Annotated in this window: 8 protein-coding genes and 1 pseudogene; 8 read left to right on the top strand and 1 reads right to left on the bottom strand. The window is 40.9% G+C overall.

All coding sequences use genetic code 11. The features are described 5' to 3' along the window. Positions 1-622: 622 nt before the first annotated feature. The 7 genes and pseudogenes from V7K44_RS28665 to V7K44_RS28635 all read left to right on the top strand — a co-directional run bounded on the left by V7K44_RS28665 (position 623) and on the right by V7K44_RS28635 (position 18,153). Positions 623-900: pseudogene (locus V7K44_RS28665) on the top strand (hypothetical protein). A 224-nt stretch (positions 901-1,124) separates the two neighbouring features. Beyond that, on the top strand, positions 1,125-6,524 hold the full coding sequence (locus tag V7K44_RS28660) for a beta-ketoacyl synthase N-terminal-like domain-containing protein (protein ID WP_334936736.1): 5,400 nt from the start codon (positions 1,125-1,127) through the stop codon (positions 6,522-6,524). Positions 6,525-6,731: 207 nt separating this feature from the next. Continuing rightward, a complete protein-coding gene (locus tag V7K44_RS28655; protein ID WP_334936734.1) occupies positions 6,732-8,450 on the top strand; it encodes an SDR family NAD(P)-dependent oxidoreductase in 1,719 nt (572 codons plus the stop codon). 188 nt (positions 8,451-8,638) lie between these two features. Further along, a complete protein-coding gene (locus V7K44_RS28650) occupies positions 8,639-13,396 on the top strand; it encodes a PfaB family protein (protein ID WP_334936732.1) in 4,758 nt (1,585 codons plus the stop codon). 201 nt (positions 13,397-13,597) lie between these two features. After that, complete coding sequence (locus V7K44_RS28645; protein WP_334936730.1) at positions 13,598-15,274, top strand: PfaD family polyunsaturated fatty acid/polyketide biosynthesis protein; 1,677 nt, start codon at positions 13,598-13,600, stop codon at positions 15,272-15,274. A 2-nt stretch (positions 15,275-15,276) separates the two neighbouring features. Further along, positions 15,277-16,791, top strand: coding sequence for a thioester reductase domain-containing protein (locus V7K44_RS28640; protein WP_334936728.1), 1,515 nt, complete (start codon positions 15,277-15,279; stop codon positions 16,789-16,791). Between the two features lie 558 nt (positions 16,792-17,349). Continuing rightward, positions 17,350-18,153, top strand: coding sequence for an SDR family NAD(P)-dependent oxidoreductase (locus V7K44_RS28635; protein WP_334936726.1), 804 nt, complete (start codon positions 17,350-17,352; stop codon positions 18,151-18,153). 83 nt (positions 18,154-18,236) lie between these two features. On the opposite strand, the gene hetI is transcribed toward V7K44_RS28635, so the two are convergent. Beyond that, positions 18,237-18,956 (bottom strand): 4'-phosphopantetheinyl transferase HetI, encoded by a 720-nt coding sequence (hetI, locus tag V7K44_RS28630; RefSeq protein ID WP_334936724.1) that lies wholly within the window; start codon positions 18,954-18,956, stop codon positions 18,237-18,239. 493 nt (positions 18,957-19,449) lie between these two features. Between hetI and V7K44_RS28625 the strand changes: the two genes are divergently transcribed. Continuing rightward, the gene (locus V7K44_RS28625) at positions 19,450-19,617 is read left to right on the top strand and encodes a hypothetical protein (protein WP_334936722.1); all 168 of its coding nucleotides are present in this window, start codon (positions 19,450-19,452) and stop codon (positions 19,615-19,617) included. The last annotated feature ends 14 nt before the right edge of the window (positions 19,618-19,631 follow it).

Genomic DNA, 19,631 nt, shown 5'->3' with positions numbered 1-19,631 from the left:
ATGCAATCATGATTATGTTTATCAAGCAACATACTAAAAATTAACATTTGCTTTATAAATAACCGCTTTGCTTCTTAACTTGACTTATATTGAAAAATAACCCAAACCTTTGACTCAATTATGATGTTTCTCTGAAAAAACATACTTATGGTTATTCATTTTATCTATGTATTCATCAAATTGTTACTTACTAGACAACAGATTTACATTGTTAACTCAATTCAGCACAAATTTATGGTTAATGCGTAGACAACAAAATATCTGGCACATTTATAGAGTTATAAATTATACTTTTTTGCTTAATTTTATTCAAATTAACATCAGTAATTGGGGATATTTCTTTATAAAATTACTTTAAAGAAATGATTTAGTTTCTGTAAAGTATGTTAGTATTTTTATTAATTCAATGCTTTAAAGTGGTTAAACAAACTAGTTATTTAATTAAAATTTTGAAATTAAAAATAACTAAAGATAACTGCTTTTTCATTGCCGTCTGCTCGTTTAATTACTTTTTCAACTTGCATAAATTCGGATTAAAGGTGGTGTCTTTTGTGTAACGAACTTGTCAACTTTGCTGGTTCAAATAGCATAAAATACATTATCCCGGACGTTGAAATTGGCTATGACATTAATTGAGATACAGAACGTTGCCATTAACAACAGCTATGTTGCTGTGGTTAGGCTAGATAATCAAAAGCTTTCGGGTGAAAAAACGTTTCTGTTCTCTTAGCTACTCCTCAGTTTTCATCGCTACAGTAGGATACCATTACTCAAAATCTTTACCATTTCAAATGGATTAAATTTACTGGTCAAGCAGCTATTACACTCCAAGACTATTTTACCAGTTTTAACAACGTCTTTGACCTCTTGCCACAATTTAAAGAGTCTAGCGTTGGATAACATTTTTTTGCGATGTCTACGACGGGCTACGCCTACGCAGTGTGCCAAAGTCACCTGAAAACATCAGGTTTTTCCCTGGCAGTATGTGTCGTTTGGTGTCGATTTGGAAAGAAGCATTTAGCGGAGATAGGATAGCTAACTGCTTACAAAACCAGAGTTTTTCATTATTTAGTAGGCAACAGAAATTACTGTAGCTACACAATTCACAGTACTAACTATGCCCTATGTCTGCTTATTCAATTGATACTGCCTTAGCGGAGTTAGAAAGCCTTGTCAATAATTGTGAACAGGCTGTGATTAAGTCTATCGAGGGAAAAAAAATGAAATCGGATAAATCAGTGTCAATCAACAGAATTAACAGACAATTACAACACAATCCTATCGCCATTGTTGGGATGGCTTCTCTATTACCTCAAGCTAGAAACTTGCGGGAATATTGGCATAATATTGTAAACAAAATTGACTGTATTACTGATGTTCCTTCCACTCACTGGAGTGTTGAAGATTATTACGATCCAAATCCCAGAACTACTGAAGATAAAACCTACTGTAAAAGAGGCGGGTTTCTTCCAGAAGTAGATTTTAACCCGATGGAATTCGGTATACCACCTAGCATTTTGGAAGTTACAGATGTATCGCAACTATTAAGTTTAGTAGTTGCAAAAGAGGCGATGGAAGATGCAGGTTATGGTGAAAAACGCGAGTTTAACCGCGAGATGGTTGGGGTAATCTTAGGCGTGGCTATGGCCAAGCAATTAGGAATGCCACTTTCTGCCAGGTTGGAATATCCGATTTGGGAAAAAGCACTCAAAAGCAGTGGTTTATCTGACGAAGATACCAAAAAAATCGTTGATAAAATCAAAAGCGCTTATGTGAAGTGGGATGAGAACGCTTTCCCTGGAATGTTAGCGAACGTAGCCGCGGGTAGAATTGCCAATCGCCTCAATTTTGGCGGGATGAATTGTGTAGTTGATGCCGCTTGCGCTAGTTCCTTTGGTGCTTTAAAAATGGCAATCAGCGAACTAGTTGAACATCGTTCTGACATGATGTTGACTGGTGGCGTTGATACCGACAACACCATCATGGCTTACATCTCGTTCAGCAAAACACCGGCTGTTTCTCCTAGCGAAAATGTCAAACCTTTCGATGCAAAATCTGATGGGATGATGTTGGGTGAAGGTATTGGGATGATTGTTCTCAAACGGTTAGAAGATGCTGAACGAGACAACGATAAAATCTATGCCGTAATTAAAGGTATTGGTACTTCCAGCGATGGGCGTTACAAGAGCATTTATGCTCCCCGCAAAGAAGGTCAAGTTAAAGCCTTGGAACGTGCTTATGAAGATGCCGGCTTCTCTCCCGCTACTGTTGGTTTGATGGAAGCACATGGCACTGGTACAATGGCTGGAGATCCGACAGAGTTCGGTTCTTTAAAAGACTTCTTTGATGTGCATGATGACAAAAAGCAGCATATCGCTTTGGGTAGTGTGAAATCACAAATCGGACACACAAAAGCGGCTGCGGGTGCGGCGAGTTTGATTAAAACTGCTTTGGCTTTACATCACAAAGTATTACCGCCGACAATTAACATCACTGAGCCGAACCCCAAACTCAACATTAAAACTTCATCCTTTTATTTGAATACCGAAACTAGACCTTGGATTCGTCCAGAAGGGGAAGCACCAAGACGCGCAGGTGTGAGTTCCTTTGGCTTTGGCGGCACTAACTATCACGTTGTTTTGGAAGAATATGAAGCCGAGCAAAACGCCGCTTACCGCTTACACAGTGGTGCTAGTGAAGTGTTGTTATTTGCTCCTACAGTAGACCAATTGTTGAGCAAATCGGAAGAGATTTTGGGTAAGTTGCGTTCACGAAGTGACTCCGCAGGAGTATCGCCTGAAGCAAAAACACATTACGCCCAATTAGTCAATGAGTGCAAATCACAACAGATTCCCCTCTCTGCTGCGAGATTTGGATTTGTAGCTGAGAATCTCGAAGAAGCTTGCAAGTTGCTGCAAACTAGCATTGAGTGGCTGAAACACAAAGGAACAGCAGCATCTTGGGAGCATCCCCAAGGGATTTATTATCGTTCCTCTGGTATGGAGTTGGGCGGAAAAGTTGTCTCTCTATTTTCTGGACAAGGTTCGCAATACCTGGAGATGGGACGCGAACTGGTGATGAATTTTCCTTTGATGCGCCGTCTTCATGGTTATATGGATAGCCTGTTGCTCAAAGATAATTTGCAGCCGTTGTCAGAAATCGTTTTCCCTCATCCTGTGTTTGGAGAGGCAGAAAAGAATGTCCAAATAGCTGCCTTGCAACGCACAGAATACGCTCAACCAGCTATCGGGGTGTTGAGTGCAGGGATGTACAGCATACTGCAACAAGCTGGATTTAAGTCAGATTTCGTGGCGGGACATAGCTTTGGTGAACTAACAGCACTATGGGCTGCGGGAGTTTTGAGTACTGAAGATTACTTGTTCCTGGTGAAAGCTAGGGGTCAAGCAATGGCTGCACCCGAAGACCCAGATCATGATGCGGGAAGTATGTTGGCTGTTAAAGAAGATATCAGCAAAGTAGAAGCAGTGCTGAAGCATTTTCCGCAAGTTGCGATCGCTAATCAAAATTCTCCCACTCAATTTGTCTTGGCTGGGCCTACCGCAGAAATAGCGAGAATCAAAGAGGCTTTACACGAGAAAGGATATACAGCTGTATTGCTACCTGTATCAGCAGCTTTCCATACACCGCTAATCGCCTTTGCTCAGAAATCATTTGCGATCGCCACCAAGTCTGTCAAGTTCCAAAGTCCCAAAATCCCTGTTTACAGCAACGTTACCAGTAAGCAGTATCCTAAAGAAGCCCAAGGTATTCAAAAAATCCTCGAAAGCCATCTCTCCAACTCAGTGCTGTTTAAGCAGGAAATTGAAAATATCTATGCGGCGGGTGGTACTTGCTTTGTGGAATTTGGGCCGAGAAGAATTCTCACCAACTTAGTAAAAGATATCCTTGGCGATCGCCCACACATCACCGTATCTTTGAACCCTAGCGTTCAGAAGAATAGCGATCGCTCTTTGCGGGAAGCAGTTGTGCAGTTGCGAGTAATTGGTCTGGCTTTGAATAACCTCGATCCTTACCAACTTCCCCAAACTATTCCCCCAATTGAGACGAAGAAGACATTAAATGTCCGTTTAAACGGCATAAACTACAGATCCGAAAAAACGAAAAATGCCTTCGCTCTAGCTTTGCAGGATGGGCATAAAGTCACATTACCCACTCCCGAATATCCTGATGCGGCTCCTTTATTTAGCAGCCCAGGTGTAACCCCACCTGTAGCAGTGATAGAGACTAACGGACATAAAAAATCTGCCCCAGTAATGAACGGTGTGACTGCTAGTATCATCACCCAGCCAGAGCAACAGATGAATCCTGTTACCCTGTCACAACCAGCCCAGGAATCTAAGATGCAACCAACACCAGAAAAACTGACAAATTACGAACAACTTTTAACAAGTTTAGAATACCTCCTGACACAGTTCCAGGAAAATCAAGCTGAGAATTTACAAGTTCACGGTACTTATCTCAACCATCAAATGGAATACGCCAAAGCGTTTTTCCAACTGATGCAGCAGCAGAATTCCTTGTTGAGCGAAAGTAAATCAACAGCCGAAACTGCCAAAATGAAGCTAGTTGTCATGGAAAGCTTAGAGCGCAGCATGATGCAGTTTCACTCCCAACAAGGTGAAACTCTACGCATCCATGAGCAATATCTCCAAGAGCAGTTGGAATATACTAAGAGCTTTTTCCAACTCATCCAACAAGAGTATTCTCAAATCATCTCTGGTGAAGGAGCAACTCAACTAACAGAGAAATTAAGCAATTTCACTCCGTTCACCGCAGAAACAACTATTACTAATGCACCAACCAAGATAGTAGAAAATCAACCTTTGCCTGTAGCCGAGCCTGTAGTCAAAAATGACTTAAATGTTATCCAAGAGCCTCTTCTGGTTGCTGTAGAGCCAATACAGACGCAATCAATCGCATCTCTACTTCCGACTCCCCACTTCGCCACCGTCGAGACAGTAGTCGCGCCACCTATCCCAGTAGTAGAACCTCAAGCCGAGGTTGTAGTCAAAATTAGCGCACCTCCAGTCGAGGAAGTTGTTGCATTCACCCCAGAACCCGCACCTACAACTGCTGCACCTGTATCTGGCGCAACCATCGATATTGTTGACTTGGATAAAAACCTGTTAGCCATCACCAGCGATAAAACTGGCTACCCAGTCGAGATGCTGGAAATGGACATGGACATGGAGGCTGATTTAGGAATTGATTCTATCAAACGGGTGGAAATCTTAGGGGCGCTACAAGAAATGTACCCCAATCTACCCAAGCCTAATTTAGAAGAACTATCAGAAAAACGCACCATTGGTCAAGTTGTCGAGTATCTGCAATCTCACGCTTCCAAAAGTATTACTGTGGAAATTGCAGTTCATGAAGTACAACCAGCAACCGAGATTGCAGGTGCACCAGTAGTTGAGGTAGTTGTTGCACCGGAACCAAGCGTAGTTGTCGCATTCACCCCAGAACCAGAACCCGCTACAAGTGATGAATTTGCAAACTTAGGTGAAACCCTGTTAGCCATCACCAGCGATAAAACCGGTTATCCAGTGGAGATGCTGGAACTGGACATGGACATGGAAGCCGACTTAGGGATTGACTCGATTAAACGGGTAGAAATCTTAGGGGCGATGCAAGAAACGTACCCCAACTTACCCAAACCAAATATCGAAGAACTCGGCGATCTCCGCACCATCGGTCAAATAGTCGATTACCTACAGCAGTTGGCTGGAGGTGAAAAAAAAAAGTCTGAACCTGAGTTTGTCCAACAACCACCGGAATTAGAGCATACTATCCAGCGCCATCCGGTCAAACTCAGAAGCCTAGCACAGCCCGATTATTTGGATTTTACGTTACCAGAGGGACACATCGGTTTAATCACCGATGATGGTTCCCTCACCACTTATAAATTAGCTGAATCCCTAATCGAGAAAGGCTGGAAAGTAGTAGTTATCAGCTTCCCCCAATCGCTCATCGCCCAACAAGCGCCTTTACCCACAGGAGTAACCCGCGTCACCTTAGCAAACTTGAGTGAAGAACATCTTCAACAACAATTACAAGCGATCGCGTCTCACTGCGGAGCGATTGGGGCTTTCATCCATCTACACCCAATGTTTGTAGGAAATCACACCGGGAGTATTTCTTATAACGAATCAGAAAAGGCGATCGTCAAGCACGTATTTTTGATGGCGAAACACCTCAAACCCTCTCTAAACAAAGCCGCAAAGCATGGACGTAGTTGTTTCTGCACAGTTGCTCACCTTGATGGAGCCTTCGGTTTAGAATACAAAGTCAACTTCGGTGCGATCGGCGCTGGTTTATTTGGATTAAGCAAAACCCTGAGATGGGAATGGCCAAAAGTATTTACTCGTGCGATCGACCTAAGCCCCAGACTTGATGCTAAACAATCAGTACAAAACATCATCGCCGAGCTTCACGACCCCAATCTTTATATCAGTGAGGTTGGGTATGGTTCACAGGGACGAGTTACCATTATTGCCGATTAAAAGGGTGATGTAGCAGTCCTATTTGAGTTGTGAAAAATACTGTTTTAACGAACCGCCAAGGACGCCAAGAGCGCCAAGAAAAGAAATAAACAGAGAATTTCACAAATCTTTTAGGGCTGCTATTAGTATTTTATTTCTCTTCCTTTGCGTCCTTGGCGCTCTTGGCGGTTCGTATATCAAAAAATATGCAGGTATTCACGAGGATTTATGATACAAACAGCCCCATCATCTGTCTTTGTCGTGAGCGGCGGTGCAAAAGGGATTACGGCTGAGTGTACTATCAGATTAGCCCAACAGCAACCCTGCAAATTCATCCTCCTCGGTCGCTCCGAACTATTAGAAACCGAGCCAGATTATGCTCAAAATTCTGATGAATCAGCATTGAAAAAATGCATCATGGAAAATCTTCTTTCACAAGGAGAGAAGCCTACACCCATGAATGTGCAAAAAATATATAACAAAATTACTTCTAGCCGTGAAATTAAAAAGACTCTAGCAGCAATTGAAAAAACCGGAGCTAAAGCCGAATATATCAGCGTCGATGTTACAGATACGCCAGCTTTACAAGAAAAACTTGCCACTGCTGTGCAACATCTCGGCCCAATTACCGGAATCATCCACGGCGCTGGAAACTTAGCTGATAAGTTAATTGAAAAGAAAACGGAAGAGGATTTTGAAAAAGTTTACACCGCCAAAGTTCAAGGTTTAGAAAACCTACTGGCTTGCGTTAACCCTAGTCAACTTCAGCATTTAGTTTTGTTTTCTTCCGTAACAGGCTTTTACGGAAATCCTGGACAATCTGATTATGCGATCGCAAATGAAATTCTGAACAAATCAGCCCATATATTTAAGCAAACTTATCCCTCATGTCATGTAGTCGCTATCAACTGGGGCGCTTGGGACAGTGGAATGGTGACAGCAGAATTAAAGAAGATTTTTCAAGAGCGAAAAATCGATATAATTCCCATTGCAGTTGGGGCACAAATGCTCGTTAAAGAAATGGATAATTCCAATCATGCAACCGCACAAGTTGTTATTGGTAGCCCATTAGTTCCCCTGGCGGCGGAGTTAGATTCCGAACTACGAACTTATCGTATTCGTCGCCAAATGACATTGGAGGCTAATCCATTTTTACACGATCACACTATTGCTGGTTCTCCAGTTCTACCAGCAACTTGTGCAATGACCTGGATTATCAATGCTTCTGAACAATTATATCCCGGTTATAGATTGTCCAATTACCAAGATTTCAAAGTTTTGAAGGGAATTACTTTCAATGAGACATTAGCGAAGGAACATATTTTAGAAATTGAAGAAATTTCCAAAGTTAATCTTGAAAGAATCGAGCTTAAAGCCAAAATTTCGAGTAAAAACCCAGAAGGCAGAATCCATTTTCATTTTAGCGCTCAACTCAATCTCCAGCGAGAAATCCCAGATGCACCCATCTATGAATCTCTCAATCTTGAAGAAGATAATATCATCACCGCTACAGGAAAAGCTTTTTACCAAAATGGTGGGGCGACATTATTTCACGGCCCCGGTTTTCAAGAAGTCAAGAGAGTTTTAAACATCAGTCCTGAAAAAATCACAACAGAATGTCTGTGGCCAGAACTCAGCCCACAGGAACAAGGACAATTCCCAGTCCAATGGGTAAATCCTTACACCACTGACTTGAGTATGCACGCCTTATGGATTTGGACACAACACTTTCATGAAGAAGGTTGTTTACCTGGAAAAGTAGAAAAATTTGAACAGTTTGAAGCTATACCACATAACGAAACATTTTACGTTTCTTGTGAAGTACTAGCTAAGACACCAAGTAGTGCGATCGCAAACTTTATCATACACGATCGCCAAGGAAAAATCTATTCACGAATGCTCGGCGCTCATGCCATTATTTGGTCAATGAAAATGCTTAGAAGCTAGGAATATTTCAAGTTTAAAGTTTGTAGTAAGGACTTTAGTCCTTCTTAATATAAGCACTAAAGTCCTTACTACAAACTATCAAAATCTTCAGCTTGCTATAACTTGCCTCGTTTAAAGTTTGGGGAACAGCGTAAATCCTGCCTGTTAAATATCTCTTGCTAAATACCCAAACTCGGAGCATATAAATCGTGGAAAAAATAGCCATCATCGCATTATCATGCCTATTCCCCGATGCAAAGAATCCTGAAGAATACTGGCAAAACATCGTTAATCAAAAAGATTCGACATCCTCTGCAACCGTCGAAGAAATCGGAGTAGATCCGACAATATTTCACAATTCAGTTAAAGGTACACCAGACAAAACCTATTCTCTCAAAGGCGGATACATCCGCAACTTCAAGTTTAATCCATCTGAATACAATTTACCATCAGAATTTGTTACTGGTTTAGATAACACCTTCAAATGGTCATTGTATGCCGCTAAACAAGCAATCGAACAAAGTGGTTATTGGGGTAATCAAACTGTTCTTGCAAAATGTGGCGTAATCTTAGGTAATTTGTCATTCCCGACAAAATTATCTAATCAATTATTCTCTCCAATTTACCAGCAAGCTATTAACCCTGCCGTCAGAGAACTTTTGCAGTATGAAGACTTTGATTTAGCTGTACCAAGTGCAACTAAAGCATCTTTATACAATGCGATGATATCTGGTTTACCAGCATCTATCGTAGCTCAAGCTTTATCTCTATCTCAGATTAATTTATGTCTAGATGCTGCTTGTTCATCATCATTTTATGCGATTAAACTAGCATCTCATTACTTATGGTCACACAAAGCTGATGTCATGTTAGCTGGAGCCATCAGTTGTGCGGATTCCCTATTCGTGCGGATGTTATTTTCCGGTGTTCAAGGGTATGCAGAAAACGGCATCAGCCGCCCCTTAGATAAATCCTCTAGAGGGCTAATTCCCGCCGATGGTGTTGGAATGGTGATGCTGAAAAGATATTCTGATGCCGTTAGAGATGGCGATAATATTCTCGCTACCATCTGCGGTAATGGACTCTCGAATGATGGCAAAGGTAAACATTTATTGAGCCCAAATCCTAAAGGACAAGTTTTAGCTTTTGAACGAGCCTATAATGAGGCGAATTTTAGTCCCAAAAGCATCGATTATCTAGAGTGTCATGCCACCGGCACATTGCTAGGAGATACAACCGAATTCAATTCCATCGAAACATTCTTTGGTCAAAATCAAGCTGCGCCTCTGGTGGGTTCTGCTAAAGCAAATACTGGTCATTTGTTAACTGCTGCTGGCATGGTTGGCTTGACTAAGGTGATTTTGAGTATGTCTCATGGGGTAATTCCAGCAACCATGAATGTTTCGGAACCTTTAACGTCAGAAAAAGGTACAATCTCTGCCGATAAAATTGTTAGAACAGCTACAGCATGGCCGAATAATAACGCACCAATTAAACGGGCAGCTATTAGTGCTTTTGGTTTTGGTGGCACTAATTCTCATCTGATTTTAGAACAAGGAAATACAACAGAATCAGTTGAATCAACTCCACCTGTTCCACCTGCTAAAATTGCCATTGTCGGTATGGATGCCTTTTTTGGTAACTGTAATGGCTTAGATGCTTTTGAACGCAGCATTTATGATGGAACACAGCATTTTACTTCCCTACCACCTCAAAGATGGCATGGGATAGAAAATCAAGAAAGTGTCCTGAAAAAGTACGGTTTAACAGACGGCAAAGCACCACTAGGGGCATATATCAAAGACTTTGAAATCGATACTTTATCGTGCAAAATCCCACCGAATGAAATAGAGAAGTTAAACCCACAACAATTATTGCTTTTGAAGGTTAGCGATCGCGCCGTAAAAGATGCGAAACTACAGGAAGGCAGCAATGTGGCCGTTATTGTCGCCGCCGAGACAGAATTCTCTGTGCATCAGCTACAGCAAAGATGGAATCTATCTTGGCAAGTTAAGGACGGCTTACTCAACCAAGGAATTTCTCTACCTGCTGAACAACTGGCGCAACTGGAAACCATTGTCAAAGATAGCATTCACCAACCAGTAGAAATCGGCGAATATGTGAGTCACATCGCCAACATCATGGCGAGTCGAATTTCTGCTTTATGGAATTTCACTGGCCCCGCATTCACCATCAGCGCGGGCGAAAATTCTGCCCTCAAAGCGTTGGAAGTTGCCCAAATGCTACTCGCTACTGGGGAAGTTGATGCAGTCGTTGTGGGTGCGGTAGATTTGGCAGGTGGTGTAGAAAATGTTTTATTCCGCAACCAATTTGCACCAATTAATACGGGTGTCAATACCTTGGGTTTTGACCAACAAGCTAATGGCTGGACAGTTGGCGAAGGTGCGGGTGCTGTCGTCCTCAAGTGCTACGAAGCAGCTAAACAAGACAATGAACGCATCTATGCAGTAATTGATGCCATGAGTTTCGCACAAGGTAATTCTACTTTGAGTAACTCTCTGGTAAAACCTGATGCTTCAGCTATCAGTGATGTCTGCAAACAAGCTTTCCAGATAGCTGAGATTCAACCCACAGAAGTTAACTATGTGGAAGTCTTTGGTAGTGGCATTCCCCAGGAGGATGAAGCCGAAATCACAGGTTTATTGCAAGCTTATCCGAAAGTGGGCAATGGTTTGCATTGTGCATTAGGTAGCGTTAAATCCAATATCGGACACACCTATACAGCATCGGGAATTGCTAGCTTAATCAAAACCGCTCTCTGTCTTTATTACAGGTATATTCCCGCCACACCCAAATGGTCTGGTGTCAAAACACCGCAAGTATGGGAAGGTAGCCCTTTCTATGTGGCAATGGAATCAAGACCTTGGTTTGTCGATAAAGGCGGCACACGCAGAATAGCAGCAATTAATAGCATGGGTATAGATGGCAGTTACGCGCATTTAATCTTATCGGAGGAACCCAGCCAAGAGGAGCGCGACAACAGATATTTGCAACAAATGCCTTTTCATCTGTTCCCTATCGCAGTTAGCGATCGCACCACCATCTCCGATCTTCTCAACAATCTCCAACATACCATAGAAGCGAGTTCTTCTTTATCAGCTACCGCCAGCGAGACATTTGCTACCTTTCAACAGCAATCTGATGCAAAATATGTCTTATCAATTGCAGGACGTAACACAAAAGAACTACTCAAAGAAATTGAATCTGCCCGTAAAGGTGTAAATAATGCCTTTGAGAAAGGGACAGATTGGCAAACACCAATAGGTAGTTATTTCACTGCGAAACCATTAGGTAAAACTGGGGCAGTTGCTTATGTTTACCCCGCAGCAGTCAATTCTTATATAGGCATTGGTCGGACTGTTTTCCGTTTATTTCCGAAAGTTTTCGAGGATTTAAAAAGTAACAATCTCTACAATCGGGCAGCCGATGTTGAAAAGTTAGTTTATCCCAGAAGCTTACCTAAATTAACAACCAGACAACTAGAAACTCTCGAAAAGCAGTTGTTAGATGATTCACTAGCAATGTTTGAAAGTGAAATCGCCTTTGCTAGATACATGACAGCAATTTTCCGAGATGATTTTAAAGTCAAGCCGCAATCTGTATTTGGGTATAGCTTGGGTGAAACTAGCATGATGGTTGCCCAAGGAGTTTGGAGTGATTTTGAGGGCGGAAGTAATACTTTAAACTCATCACCTCTATTTGGTGATAAGTTATCTGGGCCAAAAAATGCAGTACGTGAACATTGGGGATTAACAGATTCACCAAACAACAATTTTTGGAATACTTATGTTCTCATGGCTACTCCATCTCAAGTTAGAGAATGCCTGAAACATGAAAATCATGTCTACTTAACTCAAATCAATACACCAGAAGAAGTATTAATTGCTGGTGACGATGCAGCCTGTAAGCGAGTGATTACAACTCTAGGTTGCAATTCTTTCCCCGCTCCCTTCGACCATGTGATACATTGTGAAGCGATGCGATCGCAGTTCGAGGAAATCAAGAAGGTAAACAGCTTACCATCACAAAATCTTCCTGGTATTGTGTTTTATTCTGCCGCCGATTATCAACCAGTTGCACTTGAAAGAGATACCATTGCTCACAACATCGCCAAAGGATTGTGCCAAGAACTTGATTTTCCGCAATTAGTTAATCGTGTCTACGGCGATGGGGTAAAAATATTTTTAGAAGCCGGCGCTGGTAGTGTTTGTTCCCGATGGATTGATAAAATTCTCGGCAACAAAGAACACATTACAGTGTCTCTGAATCGTAGAGGGATGGATGACCATGCTTCGATGGTCAAAGCATTAGCAAAACTACTCAGTCATCAGGTGAATGTAGATTTATCACCCTTGTACAAAAAAGCTCAAGAAAGCGCTAATTCAAGTAAAGCAACATTGAGAACAGTTACCTTGGGTGGGAAAGCGATTGCTGCTACAATTTTAAGCGAAAAAAGTCGCAAGCTTGTTGAAGATTTTGCTGGGGATCTTAGGAGCTATCTCATCAAAAAACAGCATCCAAATATACCTAACATCCAAGAATCTGAAATCATAGATTCTCTTAATACTTCCAACCAAATAATCCAAGAAGAAAGTTATTCCCCTAGCATCTTGCCATCACCGACTCAGCCAGAAGAACTCAAAGCGAAAAATATCATTGATAACGTTTTTGAACCGAGAGAACAATTACAATCTTCTGAGTCAAACGCAATTCAACAGCCAATTCCTGTTTTTTCCCCACCTGTCAGAACTAAAAAAATTAGTAGCATCATCAGCATGTTCGATTTAAATAAGACCCAGTATCAAAAGCTCAATGCTAATAATTCAAAGATAACTAAAGCACACACAGCCTTTTTACAAGCTAGACAAGATTACAGTCAGCAAATGAGCGAAATAATTCAATTGCAACTAGCTTGCGCTCAAAACTTGCTTAACGAAGAATCTTAATATCACATACCAATTCTCTCTCAACTTGCACCAATTAATTCTTAACTCACCTCTTCCTTTGTGCCCTTTGCGTCCTTTGCGGTTCGTTTAAAAATTATACGTGCATCTCCTAGAGAATTGGTATGAAAATCTAGACTCCTATAAAAAGTCTACACTCTTCAACTTTACCATCCATTGCTTGTAATCCGAGGCATAACTACCGTGACAACCGTAGATACGGTACTAAGTAAACACGATAATGGCTTGAACTTCTCCGCTTGGTCTTATAACAAAAACCAAGTTTGGAAAGGTTCTTTAGAAACAGTATCTTTCGAGAAACAAACCATCAAAGATAAATTGATGGTATTAAATAAACCCTGCTACATCGTGAAAGTTGCCGGAAAAATCGGTGTCACCAATGAGGGGTATTTATCCCCTGGTGATAATGGCACAACAGCACAAGTAGAACTCTTAACATTCGCAGCTCCAATCCGCATTCAACAATTTGGAGATCCCACTTTTCTCTCCTCTTATGGAGTCAAATATGCCTACGTTACCGGCGCAATGGCTGGCGGAATTGCTTCCGAAGAAATGGTCATTGCACTCGGAAAAGAACAAATTTTGAGTTCCTTTGGTGCTGGTGGTTTAACTCCAGAACGTTTGGAAGCAGCCATAAATCGCATTCAACAAGCTTTACCTCAAGGGCCTTATGCTTTTAACTTAATTCACAGTCCCAATGAACCAGCGATTGAACGCCGGGCTGTGGATTTATACCTCAAATATCAAGTGAGAACAGTAGAAGCCTCTGCATTTCTCGACTTGACACCCAACATTGTTTATTACCGTGTTGCTGGATTGAGCTTAAATAGCAGCAATCAAATTGAAATCAAAAATAAAATCATTGCCAAAATTTCTCGCCGAGAAGTTGCTACTAAATTTCTGCAACCAGCACCAGCCAGAATCCTCAAAGAACTTCTTCAACAAGGATTAATTACTGAGTTACAAGCAACCCTTGCAGCTAAAGTTCCGATGGCTGATGATATTACCGTAGAGGCTGATTCTGGAGGTCATACAGATAACCGTCCCTTGGTTTGTGTGTTACCTTCTATCATTGCCTTGCGAGATGAAATTCAAGCCCAATATCATTACCAAACACCCATTAGAATCGGCGTTGCTGGGGGAATTGGTACACCACAATCAGCATTAGCAGCTTTCATGATGGGTGCTGCTTATGTAATGACTGGCTCAATTAATCAGTCATGCGTTGAATCTGGGGCTTGTGAGCATACTAAAAAGTTATTAGCCCAAGCAGAAATGGCTGATATGATAATGGCTCCGGCAGCAGATATGTTTGAAATGGGAGTCAAATTGCAAGTTCTCAAACGGGGTACAATGTTCCCCATGCGAGCGCAGAAATTATTTGAACTCTACCGCGCTTATGATTCCATTGAAGAGATTCCTTTGGCAGAAAGAGAAAAATTAGAAAAACAAGTTTTTCGCAAAACTATTGCCGAAGTATGGGAAGGAACCGCGGCTTATTTATCCCAAAAGAATCCTGAAAAACTTGGGAAAGCAGTCAATAATCCTAAACTAAAAATGGCGTTGATTTTCCGTTGGTATTTAGGATTATCTTCCCGTTGGTCTAGTTCTGGTGAAAAAGGTAGAGAAGTAGATTATCAAATTTGGTGTGGCCCGGCAATGGGCGGTTTCAATGACTGGGTACGCGGTTCTTATTTGTCTGAACCAAATAATCGTCGTGTAGTTGATGTTGCTAATCAAATTATGACTGGTGCAGCCTTTTTGTATCGCGTCCAAAATTTGAAAATTCAAGGACTGCAAACTTCAGATTATTACAGTCAGTATCACCCTGTTCTTTCTACATCATTGTTGGAGATTTAAAAATGACTATAAAACCGTCTTTCACAGCAAACGATATTCAAATATTTTTGGTATCTAACTTAGCTAAGTTGCTAGGAGTAGCAACTGATGAAATAGATGTCAAAGAACATTTAGAAAACTATGGTTTGGATTCAGCCCAAGCAATGATTCTAGTCAGTAACTTAGAAAAATTGCTCGGATTTCAACCATCTCCATTGCTGCTGTGGCATTACCCAAATATTGAAGCTCTTTCACAGCGTTTAGCTGAAGAAGTGCAAGAAGGTTCACCAGTTCAAGATACAAAGGTAGTAGCCTCTAATGCCAATGCTGCACCCTCTGTTCTAGATTTAGGTGCTGAGGCTGTTCTTGACCCTACCATCCATCCCGGTGCTGCATCTAATGTAGTTATGGGTGAACCCAAGAACATCTTTATAACTGGAGGAACAGGCTTTTTAGGAGCTTTCATCATCCGGGAATTGCTACAGGAAACCAATGCGGATATCTATTGTTTAGTGCGTGGTGCTAATGCTGAAGAAGGCAAAAGCAAACTGCAAAAAAATCTGGAACAGTATGCAATTTGGCAGGAAGAATTTAAATCCAGAATTATTCCGATTGTCGGCGATTTATCTCAGCCATTGTTAGGTATTGGTTCGGAACAGTTTCAAATTTTAGCTGCTAATATTGATACTATTTATCATAGTGCTGCTTTATTGAATTATGTTTTCCCATACTCAGCACTGAAGGCGGCCAATGTTTTAGGCACTCAAGAAGTTTTGAGATTGGCTTGTCAAATTAAAGTCAAACCTGTACATTACGTTTCTAGTGTGGCTGTTTTTGAATCCACTGCTTATGCTGGCAAGGTTGTTAAAGAGCAGGATGAATTCAATCATTGGGAAGGTATCTATCTTGGTTACTCGCAAACTAAATGGGTAGCTGAAAAGTTAGTCAAAATTGCTCGTGACCGTGGACTGCCTGTAACTATTCACAGACCACCACTGATTTCTGGTGATAGCAAGACAGGTATTTGTAACACACATGACTTTATCAATCTGATGACAAAGGGCTGTCTACAAATGGGATATTTCCCTGATGTAGATTATATGTTGGATATGTCACCTGTGGACTATGTAAGTAAAGCGATCGTTTATCTATCACGGCAGAAAGAATCCATAGGTAAAGCTTTCAATTTACAACATCCCCAACCTGCTGCTTTGAAAATGCTAGTTGAGTGGATACGCTCATTTGGTTATTCAGTTGAAATGATTCCCTATGAAAAATGGCAATCTGAGTTAATCAATAATGTAACTTCTGCTGACAATCCTTTATACACTCTGCGGCCATTTTTACTGGAACGGTGGTCTGATGAACAACTGACTATTCCTGATTTGTATTTACAAGCTAGAAGACCTCATATTAGCTGCCAAGATACTCTTCATGCATTGGCAGGTAGTTCTATTGCTTGTCCTCCAATTGATTCTCAATTGTTTATGACTTATACCGCCTACTTAATTCAAAGTGGTTTCTTGAATCTCGCTTAGGAATTCACAAATTGCGTAGGATGTGTTAGGGGAGTAACGCAGTATCCCGGATACTTTCGATGCGTTACGGAAGCCGTAACACATCCTACAAAATATTTTTTAGTTCATGTTTTTTACAACACAGTATTACTGAATAGCCAATATTCCAGATGCCAGCAACAACTCATACCTGAACAGTGGCAATATAATTGCCCTGTTTTTTTATGCTCAATCATGTAAATTTTTAGTATTCACCCCTTGACAGAACCAATTGAGGATAGAATGGTTAGTGTCGGGCATAAAAGTTTTATTTTAACTGCTGGTTTTTGTGAGTAATCAAAACCCTGCGTTAGCAGTCTGAAATAAGGTAACTTCTTTAATGCTCAACTTATTAGATGCATAAATCCTAAATTTGCGTTTGGATTGCTACATTTATCCAATGCATCACACAAGCATTTGAAAGGGTAATAACTTAAGACGTTTATCGTTGGTTCAGATATTACGCGTACTTAATTGTAGAACGAGAACCACTGTAAATGCAACGCAGCTTCATCAAGTTGAATTCACCAATATTCTTACATGAACAAAACACATCAAGGTCAGAGCAAAAAAACTGCTCTTATTACTGGGGCAGCCGGTGGAATTGGCTACGAATTAGCCTGTATTTTTGCTGCTCATGATTATAATCTAGTCTTAGTAGACAGAAACGGAATAAAGCTAGTAGAGATTGCAGCTAAATTCCAAAAAAAATTCGGAAATCTTGTCAAAACTCTTGTTAAGGATTTATCTATTTCAACAGTTCCTGAAGAAATTTTTACGGAGTTGCAACTCGCCAATATTAATGTTGATGTGCTGGTAAATAATGCTGGATTTGGTATCTATGGATTATTTCACGAAACAGACTTAGCGACTGAGCTAGAAATGCTACAGGTAAATTTGGTGTGTCTCACCCATTTAACTAAGCTATTCCTGAAGCACATGGTAAAGCAAGGTGAAGGTAAAATCTTAAACGTCGCTTCGGCTGCTGCTTTTCAACCTGGGCCTTTGATGGCAGTTTATTTTGCTACTAAAGCTTATATTTTATCTTTTTCTGAAGCGATCGCTAATGAATTAGAAGGTACAGGTGTTACTGTGACAGTTCTTTGCCCAGGTTCAACCGAATCTGGTTTTCATGAAAGAACCGGGATGGCTGACTCTAAGTTGCTCAAGGGTAAGCGGATGATGGATGCACGAACAGTAGCCGAAATTGGTTTTCACGGCTTAATGAAGGGCAAAACTATTGTCATTCCTGGTTTTATGAATAAACTACTGGCAAAAAGCGTCAGATTTGTACCCAGAAAGCTGGTGACAAAAATTGTGAGAAATATGCAGGAAGATAAGTAAGCTGATTGTCATTTGTCATTGGTCATTGGTTATTTGTCCGCAATATCTCTCTTGTTTCAGCCAAGAGATGAGCTTAATCAACATCAATACTGCCAACACTTTAAATTCCAGCCAAAATTCTCTACAGCAACAGCAGCAACATAATTGTTAGCAGGTACTAGTTCAAAAAGACTCCAGTCTTCAGTTATCTGTAACTTGGCTGGTTCTGTGGGAGTGAGCGACACTTCAATTTCCTCTAACTGGGATAGTCCGTCTCCAGTTGCTTTTAAATAAGCTTCCTTACAAGTCCAGTAACGGAAAAATACTTCTTGCTGTTGGTTGAGAGATAGCGATCGCAACATATCATATTCTCTTGGTAAAAAGAACCGTTTGGCAAGAGCTTCAATATCAGACATTGGGCGAATATATTCTAGGTCTACACCTATTGGGCGGGTACAATTCACAGCACACAAACCCAACCCTTGGGAATGAGACAAGTTAAACGCCAGTCCACTATCAGCAAATGTATCTGCTAATACTGGTTTGCCACGCTGTTGATAATTAAACTGAACTTGTCGGGGCTGGATACCCAAATAGCTACCTAATATAGTTCGCAGGATACCGCGACCAGCAATGAAACGCTGCCGATGTTCCTGAAAATAGAACCGTTCAGCACGAGCCGTTTCGTCAGTGGAAAGAGTTGCTGCTAAACTTTGCAGTTTTGTTTCTGGTTGGTCAAGGTTTATACGCCAGACATGAATCTCATCCGGTAGCAAAGTTAAATCCGTGGGTGCAGGTAGCCAAATATGATTAGAAGCGGTCATTGAGTCAAAAAGTCAAGGGAGTTGTAATTTAATAGTTTGTTTAATTACGAAGATATTATGGGTGGATCTGGTTTGACGCTTTAGCATTACTATATACAACTGCGCGTGTTTTTCCTAGAATCTGCCATAGGTGTTGTTAGATATTAAGTCTAGCTGTAAACCTAAATACAGGTAGCCGCGATCGTTTTTGCCAGCTAAATATTATAATTTATTACTCTAAATATACGCTCCTCAACTCCACGTTAAATCCCCTGAGAGAGAATACTTTAAAACTCTTGATAGAGAATCGCAAACTTTATTTTGGCTACAACATTAGCTATTACAGTTTTACTCAAAGCAACTAATACCAATGTCTGCAAGTGTTCTGACGTAGATATATCTTCACTGGTAAATAGGTTTTCTCCAAAAGTGTTAAATCTGGAACAAAAAACCCTTGCCAAAGCTTGTTAAAAACTTATTACAACTACTTTTTTGTAGAACATAGTGAGGATGAATGATTCTTAATTTGGAGTACTTTGCCTTTTTTATACTGCTACTAGCAGCGCTGCTATTAGCAATTAGGCAAATGAGCGTTGCTTTGGATGAGTTAGATATTGCCCGTTTTACTCTCTGGACAGGTATTGCTTCTGTTCTTGCTGGTTTACCAATGATATTGTGGTAGCTTCTGGGTCAATG

The sequence above is a fragment of the Nostoc sp. genome (assembly GCF_036917235.1).
Taxonomy (GTDB): Bacteria; Cyanobacteriota; Cyanobacteriia; order Cyanobacteriales; family Nostocaceae; genus Nostoc.
This window is presented reverse-complemented; position numbering and strand designations above follow the sequence as displayed.